At 46.5% G+C, this 20,251-nt stretch carries 17 protein-coding genes; 11 read left to right on the top strand and 6 right to left on the bottom strand.

What is annotated here, in order from left to right; genetic code table 11:
* Positions 1-187 precede the first annotated feature (187 nt).
* Both PY479_RS12685 and PY479_RS12680 read right to left on the bottom strand, forming a co-directional pair.
* Entirely contained in the window at positions 188-2,641 is a 2,454-nt protein-coding gene (locus PY479_RS12685; protein WP_275483994.1) for an FtsX-like permease family protein, read from the bottom strand.
* 2 nt (positions 2,642-2,643) lie between these two features.
* A complete protein-coding gene (locus PY479_RS12680; RefSeq protein ID WP_275483993.1) occupies positions 2,644-3,354 on the bottom strand; it encodes an ABC transporter ATP-binding protein in 711 nt (236 codons plus the stop codon).
* On the opposite strand from PY479_RS12680, the gene PY479_RS12675 reads away from it, so the two are divergent.
* Positions 3,335-3,964, top strand: a complete 630-nt coding sequence (locus PY479_RS12675; protein ID WP_212596190.1) for an arylesterase — start codon at positions 3,335-3,337, stop codon at positions 3,962-3,964. The genes PY479_RS12680 and PY479_RS12675 overlap by 20 nt on opposite strands.
* Here the strand turns inward: PY479_RS12675 and PY479_RS12670 are convergent.
* The gene (locus PY479_RS12670) at positions 3,961-4,464 is read right to left on the bottom strand and encodes a GNAT family N-acetyltransferase (protein WP_275483989.1); all 504 of its coding nucleotides are present in this window, start codon (positions 4,462-4,464) and stop codon (positions 3,961-3,963) included. The two genes, PY479_RS12675 and PY479_RS12670, sit on opposite strands and share 4 nt — an antisense overlap.
* Before the next feature lie 150 nt (positions 4,465-4,614).
* Between PY479_RS12670 and PY479_RS12665 the strand changes: the two genes are divergently transcribed.
* Positions 4,615-5,673, top strand: a complete 1,059-nt coding sequence (locus tag PY479_RS12665) for a DUF3083 family protein (RefSeq protein WP_212596189.1) — start codon at positions 4,615-4,617, stop codon at positions 5,671-5,673.
* A 66-nt stretch (positions 5,674-5,739) separates the two neighbouring features.
* Here the strand turns inward: PY479_RS12665 and sohB are convergent, their stop codons facing one another.
* The gene (gene sohB / locus PY479_RS12660; protein WP_275483988.1) at positions 5,740-6,756 is read right to left on the bottom strand and encodes a protease SohB; all 1,017 of its coding nucleotides are present in this window, start codon (positions 6,754-6,756) and stop codon (positions 5,740-5,742) included.
* 223 nt (positions 6,757-6,979) lie between these two features.
* Here sohB and ycaO point away from each other — a divergent pair, with 223 nt between their 5' ends.
* Positions 6,980-8,743, top strand: coding sequence for a 30S ribosomal protein S12 methylthiotransferase accessory factor YcaO (gene ycaO, locus PY479_RS12655; RefSeq protein WP_275483987.1), 1,764 nt, complete (start codon positions 6,980-6,982; stop codon positions 8,741-8,743).
* 46 nt (positions 8,744-8,789) lie between these two features.
* Here ycaO and focA read toward each other — a convergent pair whose 3' ends face one another.
* Positions 8,790-9,677, bottom strand: a complete 888-nt coding sequence (gene focA, locus PY479_RS12650; RefSeq protein ID WP_275483986.1) for a formate transporter FocA — start codon at positions 9,675-9,677, stop codon at positions 8,790-8,792.
* Between the two features lie 983 nt (positions 9,678-10,660).
* Between focA and pflB the strand changes: the two genes are divergently transcribed.
* On the top strand, positions 10,661-12,943 hold the full coding sequence (gene pflB / locus PY479_RS12645; protein ID WP_212596185.1) for a formate C-acetyltransferase: 2,283 nt from the start codon (positions 10,661-10,663) through the stop codon (positions 12,941-12,943).
* Between the two features lie 47 nt (positions 12,944-12,990).
* A complete protein-coding gene (gene pflA / locus PY479_RS12640; protein WP_275483985.1) occupies positions 12,991-13,731 on the top strand; it encodes a pyruvate formate lyase 1-activating protein in 741 nt (246 codons plus the stop codon).
* A 2-nt stretch (positions 13,732-13,733) separates the two neighbouring features.
* Here the strand turns inward: pflA and yfbV are convergent, their stop codons facing one another.
* Entirely contained in the window at positions 13,734-14,177 is a 444-nt protein-coding gene (yfbV, locus tag PY479_RS12635; protein ID WP_212596183.1) for a terminus macrodomain insulation protein YfbV, read from the bottom strand.
* A gap of 150 nt (positions 14,178-14,327) precedes the next feature.
* On the opposite strand from yfbV, the gene ackA reads away from it, so the two are divergent.
* The 6 genes from ackA to xthA all read left to right on the top strand — a co-directional run bounded on the left by ackA (position 14,328) and on the right by xthA (position 20,234).
* Entirely contained in the window at positions 14,328-15,527 is a 1,200-nt protein-coding gene (gene ackA / locus PY479_RS12630; RefSeq protein ID WP_212596182.1) for an acetate kinase, read from the top strand.
* Positions 15,528-15,636: 109 nt separating this feature from the next.
* Positions 15,637-17,775 carry a phosphate acetyltransferase gene (gene pta / locus PY479_RS12625; RefSeq protein WP_212596181.1) on the top strand — a complete coding sequence of 713 codons (2,139 nt, stop codon included), beginning with the start codon at positions 15,637-15,639 and terminating at the stop codon, positions 17,773-17,775.
* A gap of 293 nt (positions 17,776-18,068) precedes the next feature.
* The gene (locus tag PY479_RS12620) at positions 18,069-18,506 is read left to right on the top strand and encodes a hypothetical protein (protein WP_212596179.1); all 438 of its coding nucleotides are present in this window, start codon (positions 18,069-18,071) and stop codon (positions 18,504-18,506) included.
* Between the two features lie 67 nt (positions 18,507-18,573).
* Positions 18,574-19,119, top strand: coding sequence for a septation protein A (locus PY479_RS12615; RefSeq protein ID WP_275483984.1), 546 nt, complete (start codon positions 18,574-18,576; stop codon positions 19,117-19,119).
* A complete protein-coding gene (locus tag PY479_RS12610; RefSeq protein ID WP_275483983.1) occupies positions 19,119-19,418 on the top strand; it encodes a YciI family protein in 300 nt (99 codons plus the stop codon). The genes PY479_RS12615 and PY479_RS12610 overlap by 1 nt, the downstream gene beginning before the upstream one ends.
* Positions 19,419-20,234: an exodeoxyribonuclease III gene (xthA, locus tag PY479_RS12605; protein WP_275483982.1), complete on the top strand. Its 816-nt coding sequence runs from the start codon at positions 19,419-19,421 to the stop codon at positions 20,232-20,234.
* Positions 20,235-20,251 lie beyond the last annotated feature (17 nt).

Genomic DNA, 20,251 nt, shown 5'->3' with positions numbered 1-20,251 from the left:
CCCAATCAGGTGCACAATAGAAAAGGCCAGCTACGGGAGCTGGCCTAAAAACTGTCAACCTATATTAGGACGAGACAAAATTTAATAATCACAACAGATTTAAAGAGGGGCTAGTTATTATATCGGTGGAAAAACTTCGCCGTATGGCAATTGCCAGCTGGCGAAAAATTGCCCATTTCCCTTATATTTATTCGAGTCTTAATAAGTCGCTACATGATTTATTCAATAATCTGCGGCAACGCCACAGTCCCAGTAACGCCACCAAGAGAGCGCCACTAGCTGGAGCCCCCCACCACCATAACCAATGTGCATAAACTCTCAGGTCAAATACCTGAGTTTTTAATAACCATATCGAAAACTCAGTCACTACTGCGGCCAATAGTCCGGCAATACAGCCCAACAATGCAAACTCTAGGGCTGTCGCCCATTTGAGTAAGCGACCTGGCGCGCCAAACGTTCTGAGGACGGCCAATTCACGTTGTCGCGTTGCCATACCGGCTTCTGTCTGTGCCACCATCACCAAGGCGCTTGCCATTACCACTAAGATCAACACTAATGTCAGTGCCAATGACACTTGCGAAATAATTCCTTTTAGCTGGGCAATGATCGCCCCGACATCAATTATCGAAACCGTTGGGAACTGGCGTATAAGCGCTAGCACAACTTTTTTCTGGCCATCATTGAGGTGAAAACTAGCCATCGAGGTGTAGGCAAATGGCGATAGAGCCTGTTCGGTAAAGATCATAAAGAAATTAGGCTGCATCGTTTCCCATTGCACTGAACGTATGCTAGCTACCTTAACGGTGACATTTTGATTATCTATGACAAAACTTAACCTATCACCAAGAGCGATCCCGAGCCGCTCGGCCACTCCGGACTCAACGGAAACGTCATCTTTGGCTTGATTAAAGTGCCCTTCCAAAATTTGATTATTCGGTGGTACAGCATTACGCCAAGTGAGATTGAGTTCTCTGGAAATACCTAACCGACCACGTTGTCCTTGGTCCTGTTGTTCGGGAGTAATGACTTCTTCACCATTGATCGCATTTAAACGTCCTCGAATAACCGGGTAGATGTCGGTCGCATTAATCTCGTGTTGCTGTAAAAAATGTTGTAATGGCTTAACTTCTTCTGGCGCAATATTCACTAAAAAGTAATTTGGCGCATTTTCTGGAAGCTGCTTTTGCCATTCATTAAGCAAGTCTTGTCGTAGTGCGAGAATGGTCAGCAATAGCACTAAGGCACTGGAAAAGCCCACCAACTGCAGCGCATTTTGTTTAGCCCGCCGCCGCAACCCTGCCAACGCTAATGCAAACGGATTACTGGTTTTCATGCCAACAGTTTGCCCCATGCGGATCAACAACATCCCCATTAGACCTAGCAGCAGACCCAATAAGACAACACTAGCGATGACCGTCAATGTTAATGCTAATGAACGGGAATATAACCAGCCCAATAGCCCCATAGCGATTAAGCTTAACGAGAGATGCAGCCACATCCCTATGCTGGAACCTTCTAGCTGCCGCTGCAGCACTCGTAAAGGTGGAATATCCAATAATCGCAATAACGGATATGCTGAGAACATAAACGCGCTGATAAACCCTGTGGCAATGCCCAGCATTAACGGACGGCCTAATGGTGCCGCATATGCCGCAATGTCACTTGGTAGAGCTAGCGTGATGGTAGCGTCCAATAGCAATCCACCTAATAGGCCAAACACCACCCCCGCTACCGTTACTAACAAAAGATGTGTCCCGAATAAGATCCGGATCTGCTTGGCACTGGCGCCAAACGTTTTCACCATAGCAACAACATCATAATGGCGCTGACAATAACGTTGAGCGGCAATACCTATGGCGGCGCAAGCCAATGCAATCCCCATTAAACTCGACAGTAATAAAAAGCGCTCGGCACGTTTAACGGCACTCGCAATAGGAGAATCGCCCGACTGCGTATCGACCCACCGCTGAGAACTGCTCAACAAAGGCTTTGCATAGGTTTCAAACGCCTGTAGCTGTGGCGGATTTCCGGCAAACTGATAGAGATAAGTTACCCTGCTGCCCGGTTGAATAACGCCGGTAGCAGCCACATCATCAAGACGCATTAGCACTAATGGCGCAGAAGCAAAAATATTAAATCCCGCATCAGGAAGGCGATTAATAACCGCCCCTAGAGTGAATTGGCTGTTTCCTAACTCAACAGTTTTTGGCTGGTCAAGTAATGCGCCTAAACGGCTTTCGTACCAGAGCATGCCTTTAGTTGGCAGCGTATCTGTAGCACCATTCTTTAATTCAATTTTACCTTTTAATGGATAAGCATTATCTACGGCTCTTACTGTGACCAATTGAAAAGCATCACCGCTGTACACCATAGAATTAAACTGAAGGTTTCTTGAGAGCTTCAGACCCAGTGTTTGTGCCTGTTTTAGAATTGTCTCATCTACAGGCACTGGGGAATTGATGATACGGTCCGCAGCAATAAATTTACTTGCCTGTCCATTGATGGCTACTTGTAATCTTTCGCTGACACGCGCAAGTCCTGTAACCGATAACACCGCCAACGTCAGCGCCAAAATGATCAGTAACAGTTGGCCCTGTTTCAGCTCTCGTTTAAATAAGCGCCAAGCTAATGTCCATTCCATCATTACCCCTCCTGAGCCGATGCTACATCTCCACTAGCTTGTTCAAACAACTGGCCATCCTCCATCACCAATTGACGCTCGCAACGGCTAGCCAGATGTAAATCATGGGTGACTAACACCAGAGTGGTCGAACTTTCCTGGTTCATTGCAAACAGCATATCAGCGACCTTATCGGCATTCTGCTTATCCAGATTGCCGGTAGGCTCATCGGCAAACAACACTGTAGGTTCACAAATAAAGGCTCGGGCAATTGCAACACGTTGCTGTTCGCCACCGGAAAGCTGCTTTGGATAATGCGCTAATCGATGCCCTAACCCGACCCGCTCCAGCATTTTGCGCGCTTTTTCTCTGGCACCGGCAATCCCGGCCAGTTCGGCTGGCAACATCACATTTTCCAGTGCATTCAGTGTGTCCACCAACATAAAAGACTGAAAAATGAAGCTCACCTTCTGCTTTCTCAACGCCGCTTTTTGCTCTTCGTTAAGCGCAGACAACGGTTCGCCATCCAGCCATATTTCACCGCTACTTGGCGTATCTAATGCTGCCAACAATCCAAGTAATGTTGACTTACCTGAACCTGACGGCCCGAGAATGGCAACACTCTGACCTCGCTTGACATCCAAATTAATGCCTTTCAGGATAGTCAGTTCACCTTCCTGAGTTGTTACTGTTTTAATCAAATGGGAAACTTTTATGGCGCTGTTGTTCAAAATCGCTTCCTTATGTTGTCGTCCTGCAATCTATCTATTACTGGTGCTTCTCGCTTTACCACTCCATGCCGCCACCTTACTAGTATTAGGTGACAGCCTTGGGGCCAGCTATGGCGTCGATGAATCCAAAGGCTGGGTCGAAGGTCTGCGCAAAGCTTTACCTGAGCATACCATTATTAACGGCTCTGTCAGTGGAGAAACAACAGCGGGAGGCTTGAGACGATTGCCGGGATTGTTGCAATCATCACACCCTGACGTCGTGCTGATTGAATTGGGAGGGAATGACGGCTTACGAGGATTCTCACCGAGAGAGCTCAAAAATAATCTTTCACGAATCATCGACCTTTCGCGCCAGTCAGATGCTGAGGTTCTGCTATCACAAGTAATGGTACCGCCAAACTATGGGCCACGTTATGAAAAGGCCTTTACGGCCGTATACGATGAGCTAGCAAAACAGGAGTCAGTGACACTCATTCCTTTCTTTATGACAAAAATTGCACCTCATCCTGAACTGATGCAGCGAGATGGCATACATCCTAACGAACAGGCCCAACCTCAAATCACCAGTTTTATGTTGCCCTGGGTTAAACAGGCTTTGGAGAAAAAGCGTTAAAGCCAGATATGAAACAGATCGACTTCATGACCTAAGAACTTACCACGTGAAAGTATCTGCATTCCCAACTTGTTGGCCAGCGCCACGGATGCCCTATTCCCCGGCAGGATTAGGGCAATAGCTTCATCAACGCCGCAGCGTTCCTTGAATAAAGGTAAAGCAGCACTCGCCGCCTCGTAGCCAATCCCCAGCCCCCAGTATTGCGGAAAATAACGATACCCAAGTTCTACGCGGCCAAACTCAGGTAAATATTTGGGGCCACAAAAGCCAATGACCTGGCTACTGGCTTTAAACTCAACCGCCCAGCGGCCATAACCGTATTGCTGATAATCTGCATATATCACATCCTGTAGTACTCGCTCTGCATCAGATAACTGTTGAAATGGTGCAGCAGGAATGTACTCCAGTATCTGGGGATCACGATTCATTTCATAAAGCGCAGCCACGTCGTTATCCGTAAAATGTCGCAGAATGAGCCTGTCTGTGGTGGCAACAATCATCCACATACCTTCAGATTAGTTTTATTCTTGAAAACGGTAACTTAGCATAAATAAATGTCGTGCATAAAGGTGCTTGCGGTCTATATTTCAGCAACTGCAAAACGGTTAAAATATCCACATTCGTTAAATGATGATTTACAAGGAATCATTATGTTGCTGCAAAAACTCTACGTACCTTTGGCGACTCGCACCAATCAGTACATTATGGTGGATATTAAGGTTACTGACGCCTTACTGGCGCATTACGATAGCTATGAACAATGCTATCGCAGCATCAGTGAACAGTTTTTTAAAATGGCGGCTGACCAGGAACTGTTTAATGTCCATGTGATCGCTAACGACAAATTACCAGTGGTTCGTTACCACACTGAAGCTTACACACTCCAAACCGCTGAGCAGATCCTGTTCTTCTATAACCCTGCTTACCATGAAGCGCAGAGCGTTTACTTCGAGTCAGATTATAAAGCCCGCAAGTTGCGTTTCCTGTTTCTGGCCACCGGGCGTGATATTCGTGCCAATGCCGCGAACTTTCACAATCGGGTGCGTGCAGTGATAAAGGATTTGCTGCCGTTATTGCCTGAACAAAATCTGACAGTGAAAATTCGTGACCATCAACATATGACTTATGATCTTTTTGCTTCTGCAAAAGATGAGCATAAGACCTATGGCTATAAGTTGCGCAATATCTATATGCGTTATAAGTCCAGACAGTGTGAATTGCCGACCAATTACACCTCCACAGCCTATGTGAAAGTGACATTACCATTGAGTCGTCAGTTAAAAATGGCCGTGCTGAAACAGGATACTGGTGACTACTCAGCGCTGTACCAATATCTTGAAGACCGGTTCCTGGCGGCGACAAACCAGAAACATCTGAAGCATGTTGCCATGGTGGGTAACGGTTTAACTCCACTGGTGCGCAACAGCAAATATGAAGAATTGGGAACCACTAAAGAAACGGTCATGATCGGTTTTAACCCCAATGACAATGAACCCAAATTTCTGCAACACTGGGATGGTAAGAAACAAGTGGAAGCGGTGGATTTCATTCTGGTCGCCACCAATGATGATTATGCGGAGCCCGGCTATTGCCGCTATATGAATCAAGTGGAAGCCGCATTGAAAGAATTTGCCAAAGCCATCGAACTTGATCCTAAAACTCAGGAAATGATGGTCGGCTTCTATCAGCACATCAGTTATCCACTGTAAATTGCTGCCGATACAACAAAGGCAAGGTGAATCACCTTGCCTTTGCTTTTTTACCCGTCTAACGCATTACATTGGCCGGTTCTTTTGCAAAAGTCGGTCATAACACTCGCTCAACATCAGTGAAGCACTATGGGCCAATTTATCAGTGATCTTTTTGCGGATCTGATAACGCACTTTAATGACCTGCTTTTCATCCGCCAGCTTCATCAATAAATCGTCGCTGGTACCAATTTCATCCACTAGGCCTAAATCTACCGCTTGTTGACCAAACCAGTGTTCCCCGGTAGCCACTTTGGAGACATCAAGCTGCGGCCGGAAATTGGTTACAAAACCTTTAAACAGTTCATGCGTTTGCTCCAACTCTTCGCGAAACTTGGCACGCCCTTCATCGGTGTTTTCACCGAACAACGTCAACGTACGTTTAAACTCACCAGCAGTGTGTTGCTCGTAATCGATGTCATGTTTACGCAATAACCGATTGAAGTTCGGCAACTGTGCGACAACACCTATGGAACCCACAATAGCAAAAGGCGCAGCGACGATATGATTAGCAACACACGCCATCATATATCCACCGCTGGCAGCAACTTTGTCAACGCAAACGGTAAAAGGTACACCGGCACGCCGCAAACGTTCTAATTGACTGGCCGCCAGGCCATAACCGTGCACCATACCACCGCCACTTTCTAGATTAATCACAACCTGATCATCTTTATCGGCGATCGCCAGAACCGCAGAAATTTCTTCACGTAACGAAGCAACTTCCGACGCTTCGATCCCCCCTTTGAATTCCAGCACAAACACCTTCTGTTGTGGTGTTTCGGCAATTTGTTTCTCCTTGGCTTTTTGCTCAGCTTTATATTGCTTTTCGTAAGCTTTAAACGCCTTCTTATCTAGCAACTCTTCTTTGAGATGATGACGTAATGACTGTAGTTCTTCACTGATGTGTGTAAGCTTGAGTTCTCCGCGGTCATGTTTCTGCTTCATTGAAGCCGCAACGATGACAATCACAACCGCAGCAATCGCTACGACGATAGTAATGGCCTTTGCCAAAAACATTCCGTATTCGTACAAAAATTCCAAGTTACTGAGCCCCGGCAGCCTTTGGCTGCAACATACTGAAAATTGGCAGCCATTTTAGCAGCCAACATTTTGATAAAAAACCTGTATTTCTGTCCTAGTGACTATTGAACACAATTATCTGGACCAACAAGTCGAAAGGCTTGAATGATAATTATTGCTAAACTTAGCGCCGACTGTGCTAACATGCGCCCCCCTATAGACGGCTACCATTCAAGGTTTTTTCATGACTCTGACATATATTCCCGGCAAAGATGAAGCGCTGGAAGTTTCTATCAATACCATGCAGCAAAGATTGGCTGATCTGGGATTTGATATTGAGCAAGCATCCTGGTTAAATCCAGTGCCCAATGTATGGTCAGTGCATATTCGGGATCGTAACTGTCCAGCGTGTTTCAGTAATGGTAAAGGCGCCAGTCGTGATGCGGCATTGGCCAGCGCGCTCGGTGAGTATTTTGAGCGACTCGCCTGTAACTACTTTTTTGCTGATTTCCATTTAGGTCAGGAGATCGCTAACGGCCCATTTGTTCATTACCCCAATGAAAAATGGTTTCCGCTGACTGACGACCGTCCGCAAGGATTACTTGATGAATATCTGTGGCAGCATTACGACCCACAACACGATTTGGATCTCTCCACACTAATCGACGTGCAATCGGGTAATTCGCAACGCGGTATTTGTGCCTTGCCCTTTGAACGTCAGTCCGATGGCGCACAAATTTATATTCCGATGAATATCATCGGCAATCTATATGTCAGTAACGGCATGTCTGCCGGCAATAGTCAAACCGAAGCCAGAACTCAGGCGTTATCTGAATGCTTTGAGCGTTACGTCAAGAATAAGATTATCTCGGAATGTATCTCCCTGCCGGAAATCCCCCCCAATGTTGTCGCACGTTTTCCAAAAGTCCAGCAGGCAGTTGCGGCGTTGGAGGCTGAAGGCTTCCCAATCACGTGCTTTGATGCATCTTTGGGCGGTCGTTATCCGGTTATCTGTGTAACGTTATTTAATCCGCAAAACGGCGGCTGTTTCGCGTCTTTTGGTGCTCATCCTCGCTTTGAAGTGGCATTAGAGCGTACGGTAACTGAGCTATTGCAAGGTCGTAGTCTCAAAGACTTGGATATTTTCCCTTCACCATCGTTCAATAACGACGAAGTTGCCGATCATACCAACCTAGAAACTCATTTCATTGACTCTTCGGGCCTAGTGTCCTGGGATCTGTTTCGCGAAAGTCCCGACTACCCATTCAGTGACTGGAACTTTAGCGGCACCACCGAGCAGGAGTTTGCTCATCTGCTTGCCAAATTTCATGACGAAAATGCCGAAGTTTACATTGCCGACTATAGCCATCTGCAAACCTACGCCTGCCGCGTGTTAGTACCAGGTTACTCAGAAATCTATCCGGTGGATGACCTGTCATTTGCTAATAACAACCGGGCCATGCATCTGCGTGAATTAATGCAATCCTGGTTACAATCGCCCACGGACCAAGATAAGGCGACCGCAGTTCTCAATGAGATTGATTCACTGGATGTCGACGAATTCCAACCACTAGATCAATTACTCTGCATAGCAGTGGATGCCAACAGTCCTTGGGCAACCCTACGTATCGGTGAATTGCGCTGTTTGCTTGCGTTAGCAATACAAGATTTAACCGATGCACACGACTGGGCACAATGGACGGTAGACTTCAATGCCTACGGAATTACCGCCGAAAAACAACCACGGTTACGCTTCTATCATGCGCTGCTGGCATTGCTGCAAATGATGGAAGAAGATCGTGAACCAACGGAATACCTACCCAAATTCCGCCGTATGTTTACGGCAAAAGATATTGATATAGCTCTGGCTCATATCAACGGTGAGGCCGCGGGTTATGACTTACCATTAGCAAACGGACTATTAAGCTCAGCAAAACACCAAAGTCTGCTGCAAGCCTATATGAAACTGCAAAAAGCCAAGACGGCATATAACAACTGGCTTGCTTAATGTGAAAAAACCGGCTTAACGCCGGTTTTTTGTATGTTCTAGATTATTACGAAACGGACTTGGTAGAACTGGTTGTCGCCTTTTCACTCTCGGCAACCTTTGCATCCTGTGCGCCTGAGGCTTTTTCAGTAGCCCAGATCCCCAGGCCAATGAAGCCCGCACCGCCAACAATATTGCCCAAGGTAACGGGGATAAGGTTGGAACTTACAATATGATTGAAACTCAAGGCTTCCAAAACTTCTGCAGTATACCCATGGCTCAACAGCAGATCTGCGGGTAATAAATGTTTAAAAGCGATACCTACAGGCAGCATAAACATGTTGGCGATACTGTGCTCAAAACCAGTTGCGACAAACAGCGCCACAGGCATCACCATCAATAGTGCTTTAGTACCAACATCTTTACTCATATAAGCAAACCAGGCAGCTAGGCAAACCATAATGTTACACATCATCCCAAGGACAAACGCCTGGCTCCAGGTATGGTGAACTTTATGTAAGGCAATCCCGATAACGTTCAGCCCCCATTGACCACCATCTGTCATATACAGACCACCAGCACACACCAGTCCGACAAGCACCAATGCGCCAACGGCATTACCGACATACACTTCAATCCAACAGGATAACATTCTGGAGAAACTCACCCGGCCCTGTGCCCACGCCACCGCAGACAATACCGTGCTAGTGAAGAGTTCCATCCCAAACAGCACCACCAGTATCAAGCCAAGGCTAAATACTACACCGCCCATGAGATGTACCGCGCCCCAATGCGCATCGGAACTTCCGGTTGTGACAGTAACGTAAAAAACGAAGGCCAGACCGATGAAAAATCCAGCGTAGATCGCTTGTATAAAGCGAAAAATGGATGGCTTATTGACTTTTCCTTCACCACTAGCGATGACATTTTGCAAATGTTCAGAAAACAGTTTCATTTTTTTACCACCTTGTTGGGCAGCAACCGAGTTTTTTGGCTAAGCATATAATCAGCGAACAGGCCATTAACTACTCGGTCTGCCGAAACATTGATTAATTTCGACCGCAAAGTTACCAAAAATTAGAAACTTTTGATTTAAAAGCAAATTTTGCAAAACCACATCGTCGTCTGGTTATTTATGCATCATTACCCTGTCAAAAATCAATTCGCACCACTAAAGATGTTACCTATGTCTCAGATCCTCTCAATATTGGCTGACAGCTCAAAAATTGTCTTATTGCCAACGGTTCGATCGATGTCTGACCAGGGTCACATTCTTTACCGCCATCTTGAACTGACTAATAATTAATCAATATGAAGCATTGACCGAACAGTCTTTGGCTGTAGTGTGACTGCGCATGTTGATTTGATCATCTATGGGACAGTGCCTTCCCTATAACATAAATTCATCATCCGTCAGTGACTAATCTCGTATTTTTTATGTTAAAACGGACCAGCCAAATCCAAGTTGAGGTGAATGATGCGATGTAATATTCCGTTGAAGAATTCTGTGTGCTTGTTCAAAGATTAATCTGAACAGTGGGTTATCAATGGATTAGAGTAATTACTCGCAAAAATACTGAATGAATCATCTGCCATTTAGACTTTTTTTAGTGAATATCACTGCCTGTTACAGATCTTAATTGTTCAAAATTTGATAACTGGCTAGCAAATTTAGCATTAACTTAAGCCAAAGAGATATTAAGTGGTGCGACCACTCCCAATCTTATGCTAATATCTTTCTGGACAATTGGTCTTACCAATTTAGGTTAAGGGCATTTACAGATATTCTTCAATCGGTAAGAGACCGGTTGATTTGGTACCTGAAGCCTTGCTCTCCCACCAGAGAAGCAGGCAGTTAGACTGAACAGGGGTTAACGTCCCAAGGAAGCAGACTGGACAGTAATCCCGCCCACTTTATCAAACAAAAGGTGAAGTACGATGACCGACACAACTGATCTGTTCCAAAAAGCGTGGGAAGGGTTTGTTCCTGGAGAGTGGAAAACTGAAGTCAATTTACGTGACTTTATCCAGAACAACTATACACCTTATGAAGGTGATGAATCCTTCCTCGCTGGTCCTACTGCAGCCACCAACACTTTATGGGGAAAAGTGATGGAAGGCATCAAGCAGGAAAACCGAACTCATGCTCCTGTCGATTTTGACACTGACAAAGTCTCCACCATTGATTCTCATGACGCTGGTTATATTGACCGCGAACTTGAAACCATCGTTGGCTTACAAACTGATGCGCCACTGAAACGTGCCCTGCTGCCTAACGGTGGTATTCGCATGGTAGAAGGTTCATGCGAAGCCTACGGTCGTGAACTGGATCCTCAGCTTAAGTATATTTATAGCGAACTGCGTAAAACCCACAACCAGGGTGTATTTGATGTCTATACCCCAGAAATTCTGGCTTGCCGTAAATCTGGTGTGTTGACAGGTTTGCCTGATGCTTATGGTCGTGGCCGTATCATCGGTGACTACCGCCGCATTGCGTTATACGGCATCGACTACCTGATGAAAGACAAATTTGCTCAGTTCTCCTCACTGCAAGCACAGATGGAAGCTGGTGAGAATCTGAGTGATGTCATCCAGTTACGCGAAGAAATCGCTGAACAACACCGCGCCTTGGCTCAGATGAAAACCATGGCAGCAAAATACGGTGTCGATATTTCTGGCCCTGCGACCAATGCCAAAGAAGCCATCCAATGGACTTACTTCGGCTACCTGGCTGCAGTGAAGAGTCAGAACGGTGCAGCGATGTCCCTGGGTCGTACCTCAACCTTCATCGATATCTATATCGAACGTGATCTTAAGAAAGGCTTGCTGACTGAAGAGCAGGCTCAGGAAATGATTGACCATTTCGTAATGAAACTGCGTATGGTTCGCTTCCTGCGTACCCCAGAATATGATGAACTGTTCTCTGGCGACCCAATTTGGGCTACTGAATCCATTGGTGGTATGGGCCTGGACGGTCGTCCGCTGGTGAGCAAAACCAGTTTCCGTTTCCTGCATACGCTATACAACATGGGACCGAGCCCAGAGCCAAATATCACTGTGCTTTGGTCTGAGCAACTACCCGATGCATTTAAGAAATACTGTGCCAAAGTATCTATCGACACCAGCTCCATCCAGTATGAAAACGATGATCTGATGCGCCCAGACTTTATGTCTGATGACTACGGTATCGCCTGCTGTGTGAGTCCGATGATCATTGGTAAACAGATGCAGTTCTTTGGTGCTCGCGCTAACCTGGCAAAAACTATGCTCTACTCCATCAACGGTGGCGTCGATGAAAAACTGAAAAAGCAGATAGGACCAAAATCTGCCCCAGTGACCTCTGACGTGCTGGACTTTGATGAAGTTATGGCTCGCATGGACAATATGATGGACTGGTTGGCAACTCAGTATGTGACTGCCCTGAATACCATTCATTACATGCACGACAAATATAGTTACGAAGCAGCCTTGATGGCGCTGCATGATCGTGATGTTCGCCGCACCATGGCTTGTGGTATTGCCGGTCTGTCAATTGCAGCAGACTCACTGTCTGCAATCAAATACGCCAAAGTAAAACCCATTCGCGACGAAAATGGCATTGCCGTTGACTTCGAAATCGAAGGCGAATATCCAAAATTTGGTAACAACGACGCTCGCGTTGATGACATCGCCTGTGATTTGGTACAACGCTTTATGGATAAGATCCGCCATAAGAAGATGTACCGTAATGCAATTCCAACGCAATCTATCCTGACCATCACCTCTAACGTGGTTTATGGTAAGAAAACTGGTAACACACCTGACGGTCGCCGTGCCGGGGCACCATTTGCTCCTGGCGCAAACCCAATGCATGGCCGTGATGAAAAAGGTGCGGTTGCTTCACTGACTTCAGTGGCAAAACTGCCGTTTGCTCACGCTCAGGATGGGATCTCTTACACCTTCTCTATTGTGCCTAATGCTTTGGGTAAAGAAGAACCAGCTCGTCGCGCCAACCTAGCGGCACTGATGGATGGTTATTTTGCTCACAAACCAGGGCATGAAGGTGGTCAACACCTCAACGTTAACGTGATGAACCGCGAAATGCTGGAAGACGCCATGGTACATCCTGAGAAATATCCTCAGCTGACCATCCGTGTATCCGGTTACGCAGTTCGGTTCAACTCTTTGACACCTGAACAACAACAGGACGTAATTACCCGTACTTTCACCAAATCCATCTGATAAGATTGGCTGCAATGATAACATTGCAGCCTTTTTCAGGAGCGTTGATGACAGTTACAGGAAGAATCCATTCGGTTGAATCCTTTGGCACAGTAGATGGCCCCGGCATTCGTTTCATTGCATTTATGCAGGGGTGTCTGATGCGCTGCAAATACTGTCATAACCGTGACACCTGGGATTTGGATGACGGCAAAGACGTCACGGTCGATGAACTTATGGAGCAAGTGCTCAGTTATCGACCGTTCTATGAGTCCAGTGGTGGCGGTGTTACCGCCAGTGGTGGGGAGGCCGTGCTACAGGCTGAGTTTGTAGCCGCATGGTTTAAAGCCTGCAAACAAAACGGCATTCACACTTGTCTCGACACCAATGGTTTTGTACGCAAATACACACCGGTGATCGATGAACTGCTAGACAACACAGACCTGGTGATGCTTGATATTAAACAGATGGATGATGCTAAACATATCGATCTGACCAAAGTGAGCAATCAGCGGACGTTACAGTTTGCACAGTACCTTGCGAAGCGGCAACAAAAGACCTGGATTCGCTACGTTGTGGTAGGTGGCTATACTGACGATGAAACTTCGGCCGAAATGCTAGCCAAGTTCATTGAGCCCATGAAAAATGTGGAAAAAGTAGAGCTGTTACCGTATCACGAACTAGGAAAGCACAAGTGGTTAGCTATGGGTGAGACATACGAGTTAGAAGGTGTCGCACCACCAAGCCATGAAACCATGGAGAAGATCAAAGCAGTGTTCACCAAACACGGGATTAATACCTGTTATTAAGGTTAAATCTCGTCCCAGAAACTGGCTTCAAGACGCTCAAATGCCAGCTTCAGAATCACTGCCATATCCATGTAACAGGCTTTAGCACCAAGTGGACGAGAACTCGCGCCTTGTTCAATTAATCTGGCGTTGAGTTGATTTCCCCACTCCAGCAGAGATAACGGTAGCGGATGACGAGCACGCCATCCCAACCAGAAGATCCCCTGGAGCGGCATACTGATAAAAAACAGGATGGTAGCTAATGCCTGAGGCAAATAGGCCCATCCATATAAATACAGCTGGCTGCCGCCAGCAAGCAGGGCCAACCCCGGCATCAAGGTAGTTGCCAAACGCGTTGCGCGGATCACGCGAAACTCGGGAAAGTGATACCCCAATTGTCGGACCATGGGCCAGGTCTTCATATAATGCTGACCATCGCTCAAGGTTTTAAGGATACCTGAATTCAAGGAATGCCCCTGCGCAAGAATGATTGCTTTTACCTTAGCACATTTCCAAAAACTGGCCCAACATAGAACAGTGGGAATGAGTGTTAAGCACACAGGTTCGGAAGGTGGCTTTCCCGGATCAGTTAATAAAACGGCATAAGGTTTATTAAGATGTCAAATAAACTGGTATTGGTTTTAAACTGCGGCAGCTCATCATTGAAGTTTGCCGTAATAGATGCACTCACAGGGGAAGCCGAAGTATCTGGGCTGGCTGAGTGCTTCGGTTTGAAGGATTCGCGCATCAAGTGGAAATATAACGGTGAAAAGCACGAAATGTCGCTGGGAGCCTACACTGCACACCGTGAAGCGGTTGAGTTTATCGTAGATAAAATCCTCGGACCACTTCCGGAATTATCTTCAAAGATTCTGGCAATCGGTCATCGTATCGTACATGGTGGCGAAAAATTCACCCGTTCTGTCATTGTTGATGACTCTGTCATTGATGGTATTGAAGAATGTGCCTCACTCGCGCCGCTGCATAACCCGGCCCACCTTATCGGTATCCGTGCGGCCATTGCATCGTTTCCTAACTTACCGCAAGTCACGGTATTTGATACGGCCTTCCATCAGTCAATGCCAGAGCGGGCTTACATCTACGCCCTACCCTATAAGTTATACCGTGAACATAGCATTCGTCGTTACGGTATGCATGGTACCAGTCATCTGTTTGTCAGCCGCCAAGCGGCAAAAATGCTCGATAAGCCTGTTGAAGAGTTGTGTCTGATTTCCGCACATTTAGGTAACGGCGCGTCAGTCACCGCGATAAAAGGTGGCAAAAGTGTGGATACCTCAATGGGCCTGACACCGCTGGAAGGTTTAGTCATGGGAACGCGCAGTGGCGATATGGATCCTTCAATTGTCTACCACTTAGTGCATCAGTTGGGTTACACCGTTGATGAAGTCAATACCATGCTGAATAAGCAAAGTGGCCTTTTGGGGATCTCAGAACTGACTAGCGACTGCCGCGGTATTGAAGAAGGTTACGCCGAAGGTCACAAAGGCGCCACACTTGCTTTAGAGATCTTCTGTTACCGACTGGCCAAATATATCGCCTCTTATACCGTACCGTTAGGACGTTTGGATGCCATTATCTTCACCGGTGGTATTGGAGAAAACTCCAACTTAGTGCGCCAAAAGGTATTAGAAAATCTGGCTATCTTTAATTTTGAGGTAGACGACGAACGTAACAAAGCCGCTCGCTTTGGCAATGAGGGGATCATCACTGCTGATGGCAGCCCGATTGCCATGGTAGTGCCCACCAACGAAGAGTGGGTCATTGCAGCAGATGCATTAAAACTGATTGAATCATGATCAGCAGTAGCACCCTATGTCGTAGAATTACGGCATTCGGTGCTTGAATAAGCAATAAAACTGAATTGACGACTCTCAAAGTTCGCAACGGTTTTTACACGAGGTTTTTATGTCCCGTAACATTATGTTAATCCCTATTGGAACCAGCGTTGGCCTGACTTCCATCAGTTTGGGGATAGTACGCGCGTTGGAGCGTCACGGTGTCAAAGTGCGTTTTTTCAAGCCTATTGCACAGCTTCGTCCTGACGATAAAGGTCCAGAACGTTCCACCACCATTCTGAGTAAATCTCCAACCGTAAACCCGCTGGAACCATTTGATATGGTTCATGCCGAAGCGCTGATCCGAGCGGATCAGACCGATGTGCTGATGGAGCAGATTATCGCGCGTGTCTCTGAGTCGGTTGGCGCTACTGAGACATTGATTGTGGAAGGTCTGGTACACACACGCAGTCACCATTTTGCTGATGATATTAACTACGCCGTTGCCAAGGCATTAGATGCCGATATCATCTTCGTCGCGACCCCAGGAAATGACACGCCAAATGCCCTGATGAATCGTCTGGAAATTGCTTATCATTCATGGGGTGGAGCCCAGAATAAACGGTTGATCGGTGCCATCGTCAACAAGATTGGCGCACCAGTGGATGAAGAAGGCCGTACCCGTCCTGACTTGTCTGAAATGTTCGACCATGATCCGAGTCAGCACATTGATACTGTTGGTATGTTCCAGTTACCGGGCAAAAGTCCATTGCGGATCCTCGGTAGCGTACCTTATAACCTAGATCTGGTATCACCACGTGCGTCTGATCTGGCGAAACATCTGAGCGCCCGGATCCTGAATGCCGGTGAAATGCACACTCGCCGTCTTCGTAAAGTGACGTTCTGTGCCAGATCACTGCCCAACATGGTCACTCATATTAAAACTGATTCACTGTTAGTAACTTCCGGTGACCGCTCTGATGTGATTGTCTCAGCCTGTCTGGCGGCAATGAACGGCGTGAAAATCGGGGCACTGCTATTGAGCGGCGGTTATGAGCCAGAACCTGCGATTATGGAACTGTGTGAACAGGCTTTCGAAACTGGATTACCGGTTTTCTTGATCGATAGCAATACCTGGCAAACCTCACTCAACATCCAACGTTTTGATCATGAAGTGCCCGTTGATGATGCGGTCCGTATCGACCTGGTACAGGAATATGTCGCCAGTCATATTGATCAGAGCTGGATTGAAAGTGTCACTGAAAACTCGCCTCGCGAAAACAGACTATCACCACCAGCATTCCGTTATAAATTAACTGAACTGGCGAGAGCTGCGCGCAAAACCGTGGTACTGCCTGAAGGTGATGAACCGCGGACCATTAAGGCTGCGGCAATCTGCGCCGAGCGCGGTATTGCACGCTGTGTGTTACTGGGTAAACGCGATGAGATTATCCGTATTGCCAATCTACAGGGTGTAACCCTGGGTGAAGATATCGAAATTATTGACCCCGATGAAGTACGCGAAAACTACGTACAACCAATGTTGGAATTGCGTCGTGGTAAAGGCCTGACAGAAGTCGTTGCCCGCGAGCAACTGGAAGACAACATGGTACTGGGTACGATGATGTTAGCGCAGGATGAAGTTGATGGTATTGTTTCTGGTGCCGTACATACAACAGCAAACACCATCCGCCCACCGTTACAGTTAATTAAAACTGCTCCGGGGTCTAGCCTGGTTTCTTCCATCTTCTTTATGTTGATGCCGGATCAAGTGTTGGTCTACGGTGACTGCGCTATTAACCCCGATCCAAACGCTGAACAACTGGCAGATATTGCGATTCAATCCGCTGAATCGGCAAAAGCGTTCGGGATTGAACCTCGAGTGGCAATGATCAGTTACTCTACTGGTAACTCTGGCAGTGGTTCTGATGTAGATAAAGTGCGTGAGGCCACCCGTATCGCCAAAGAAAAACGTCCAGATTTGGTGATTGACGGTCCATTACAGTATGACGCAGCCGTAATGCCTAACGTAGCACGCTCTAAAGCACCAGACAGTCCTGTTGCCGGTAAAGCTACCGTATTTGTATTCCCCGATCTGAATACCGGTAACACCACCTATAAAGCGGTGCAGCGTAGTGCAGACCTCATCAGTATTGGACCAATGTTGCAAGGTATGCGTAAGCCAGTAAATGATCTCTCCCGCGGAGCACTGGTAGACGATATTGTTTATACCATTGCACTAACGGCGATTCAGGCAACGCAAAACTAATAGCATTACTTTGTCTATAAAAAGGCGCCGAACACGGCGCCTTTTTTACGCCAATCGGCAAATAACCTCGTCATAGCGCTACACGACAAAAATTAACCATCAATATTTTAAGCGTTAATTCAATCTGTTAGAAAGTTCGCTGTAAGTATTCAACAAAGTTGTCCACAGATTTTGTGGATAACCATGACGGTTGTTCAGTGATGATTCAGATGCTCAACCCTATATGTCCTTGCGGCTTGCGGTAAACGCTAAAAAACCGGATACTTGCACTATCGGTCTTTATTTGTAGTGCTATGAGATACTTAATATTTTTCTGCATGTTATGCCTTAGTGGCTGTGGGGACACCGTCAAAGACGGTGAAGCGACGCCGGAACAAATATCCTTGGGATTCTTCCAGGCTATCTACATTGATAGAAATGTTGAAGAGGCCACCCAATATGTCGATGCCCCCATAAAAGAAGTCCTGCGCAGTTACTATATTGCCGCTTCGGTGCAGCGTTATATGTTTAATCTATCGATGACTGACGTTACCTTGTCGATAGAAGACATCGATATCGACTTTTTCCGCAAATTCACGGATGAAGTTACCGTCGTAGTAAAGTTAGTGGGTAAAAAAGCGGGTGAAAACTGGGCGGATGACCGCACTATCAAACTAAAAAAACGCGGTAACAGCTGGATTATTGTAGAGATTGTACCTGAAACCGGGAAAACCAACGTTGGTGGATTTTAGACGAGGCTTATCCTGAGGCGTTGAGCATGCTAAACTCGAGTAAGTTTTCCGAACTCACTGGCCAATCATGAAGCAGTTACTGGACTTTCTCCCTCTCATCATATTCTTTGCTGTCTATAAGTTATACGACATCTATATCGCCAGTGGCATATTGGTTGCCGCTACCGCACTTCAGTTAATTATTAGTTACGCCATTTACCGCAAATTGGAAAAATTGCACGTCATCACTTTTGTGGTGGTCGCGATTTTTGGTTCGCTGACGTTGTTTTTACATGATGATGTTTTCATCAAATGGAAAGTCACCATTGTTTATGCCTTAATGGCACTGGCATTGGTTGTCAGCCAGTGGCTTAAGCGGCCAGTGCTAAAATCCATGCTGGGAAATGAGCTCAAAGTCGATGATCGGATCTGGGCCAGAGTCACTTGGTATTGGGTGCTGTTTTTTGCGTTATGTAGCCTTGCTAACCTGTATGTGGCGTTTCACCTGAGTCAGGAGACATGGGTCAACTTTAAGGTGTTTGGCCTGACCGCTGCCACGCTACTCAACACAGTGATTACTGTTTTATATCTGTTTAAACACATACCCGAAGAACAACGGAAGGAACTTAAATAATGTGGTACATGATCTCAGCACAAGATGTTGAAAACAGCTTAGAAAACCGTTTATCAGTACGCCCAGCTCACCTTGCGCGTCTGCAATTGCTCGCTGACGATGGGCGCTTGATGGTCGCAGGGCCACACCCCGCCGTAGACAGTGATAATCCAGGCGCAGCGGGTTTTACAGGTTCACTGGTGGTCGCTGAGTTTGAATCGCTGGAAGCAGCAAAAGCCTGGGCTGATGCAGATCCTTATGTTGCTGCTGGGGTTTATGCCAGCGTCATTGTTAAACCTTTCAAACCGGTTCTGCCGTAAATGAAAATTGTTTCATTCAATATCAATGGATTGCGTGCGCGGCTCCATCAGTTACAAGCGTTGATTGACTGCCATCAGCCAGACATTATTGGGCTTCAGGAAACAAAAGTGCACGATGAAGCCTTCCCATTAGCTGAAGTTGAAGCGATGGGTTACCAAGTACAATATCATGGCGGAAAAGCCCATTATGGCGTGGCTTTACTGTCAAAAGTTGAACCATTGAAGGTGCATAAAGGCTTTCCCACAGATGCCGAAGATGCTCAGAGACGTCTGATTGCAGGAGAGTTTATGCAAGCTAACGGGCGTCTATTAACTGTCATCAACGGTTACTTCCCGCAAGGTGAAAACATTGCGCATGAAGTGAAATATCCTGCCAAAAGAAAGTTCTATGCTGATTTAATGCGGTGGTTGAGCAGCAGCTTTAGTCCTGAACAAGATATTGCGATTATTGGCGATATGAATATCTCCCCTATCGATCTTGACATCGGCATTGGTGAAGTTAACGCCAAACGCTGGTTACAAACAGGGAAATGCAGTTTTCAGCCTGAAGAGCGGCAATGGTTTAACACCTTATTGGATTGGGGACTTGTCGATACGTTCAGACAACTTCATCCGCAACGGGAACAACGTTACTCTTGGTTTGATTACCGCAGTCGTGGATTTGACGACAATCGAGGCCTGCGCATTGACACCATCCTCGCAAGCGCACCTTTAGCTCTGCGTTTGAAGGAGTCAGATGTAGATTATGATTTAAGGTCCATGGAAAAACCTTCAGATCACGCACCTATCTGGAGTACGTTTGACTGCGGCAAATAAACTTGTCGATATCGTTA

This window comes from Shewanella sp. A32 (genome assembly GCF_029167175.1).
GTDB classification, from domain to species: Bacteria; Pseudomonadota; Gammaproteobacteria; order Enterobacterales; family Shewanellaceae; genus Shewanella; species Shewanella yunxiaonensis.
Note: the sequence above shows the minus strand (reverse complement) of the source record. Positions and strands in the feature narration are given on the sequence as shown.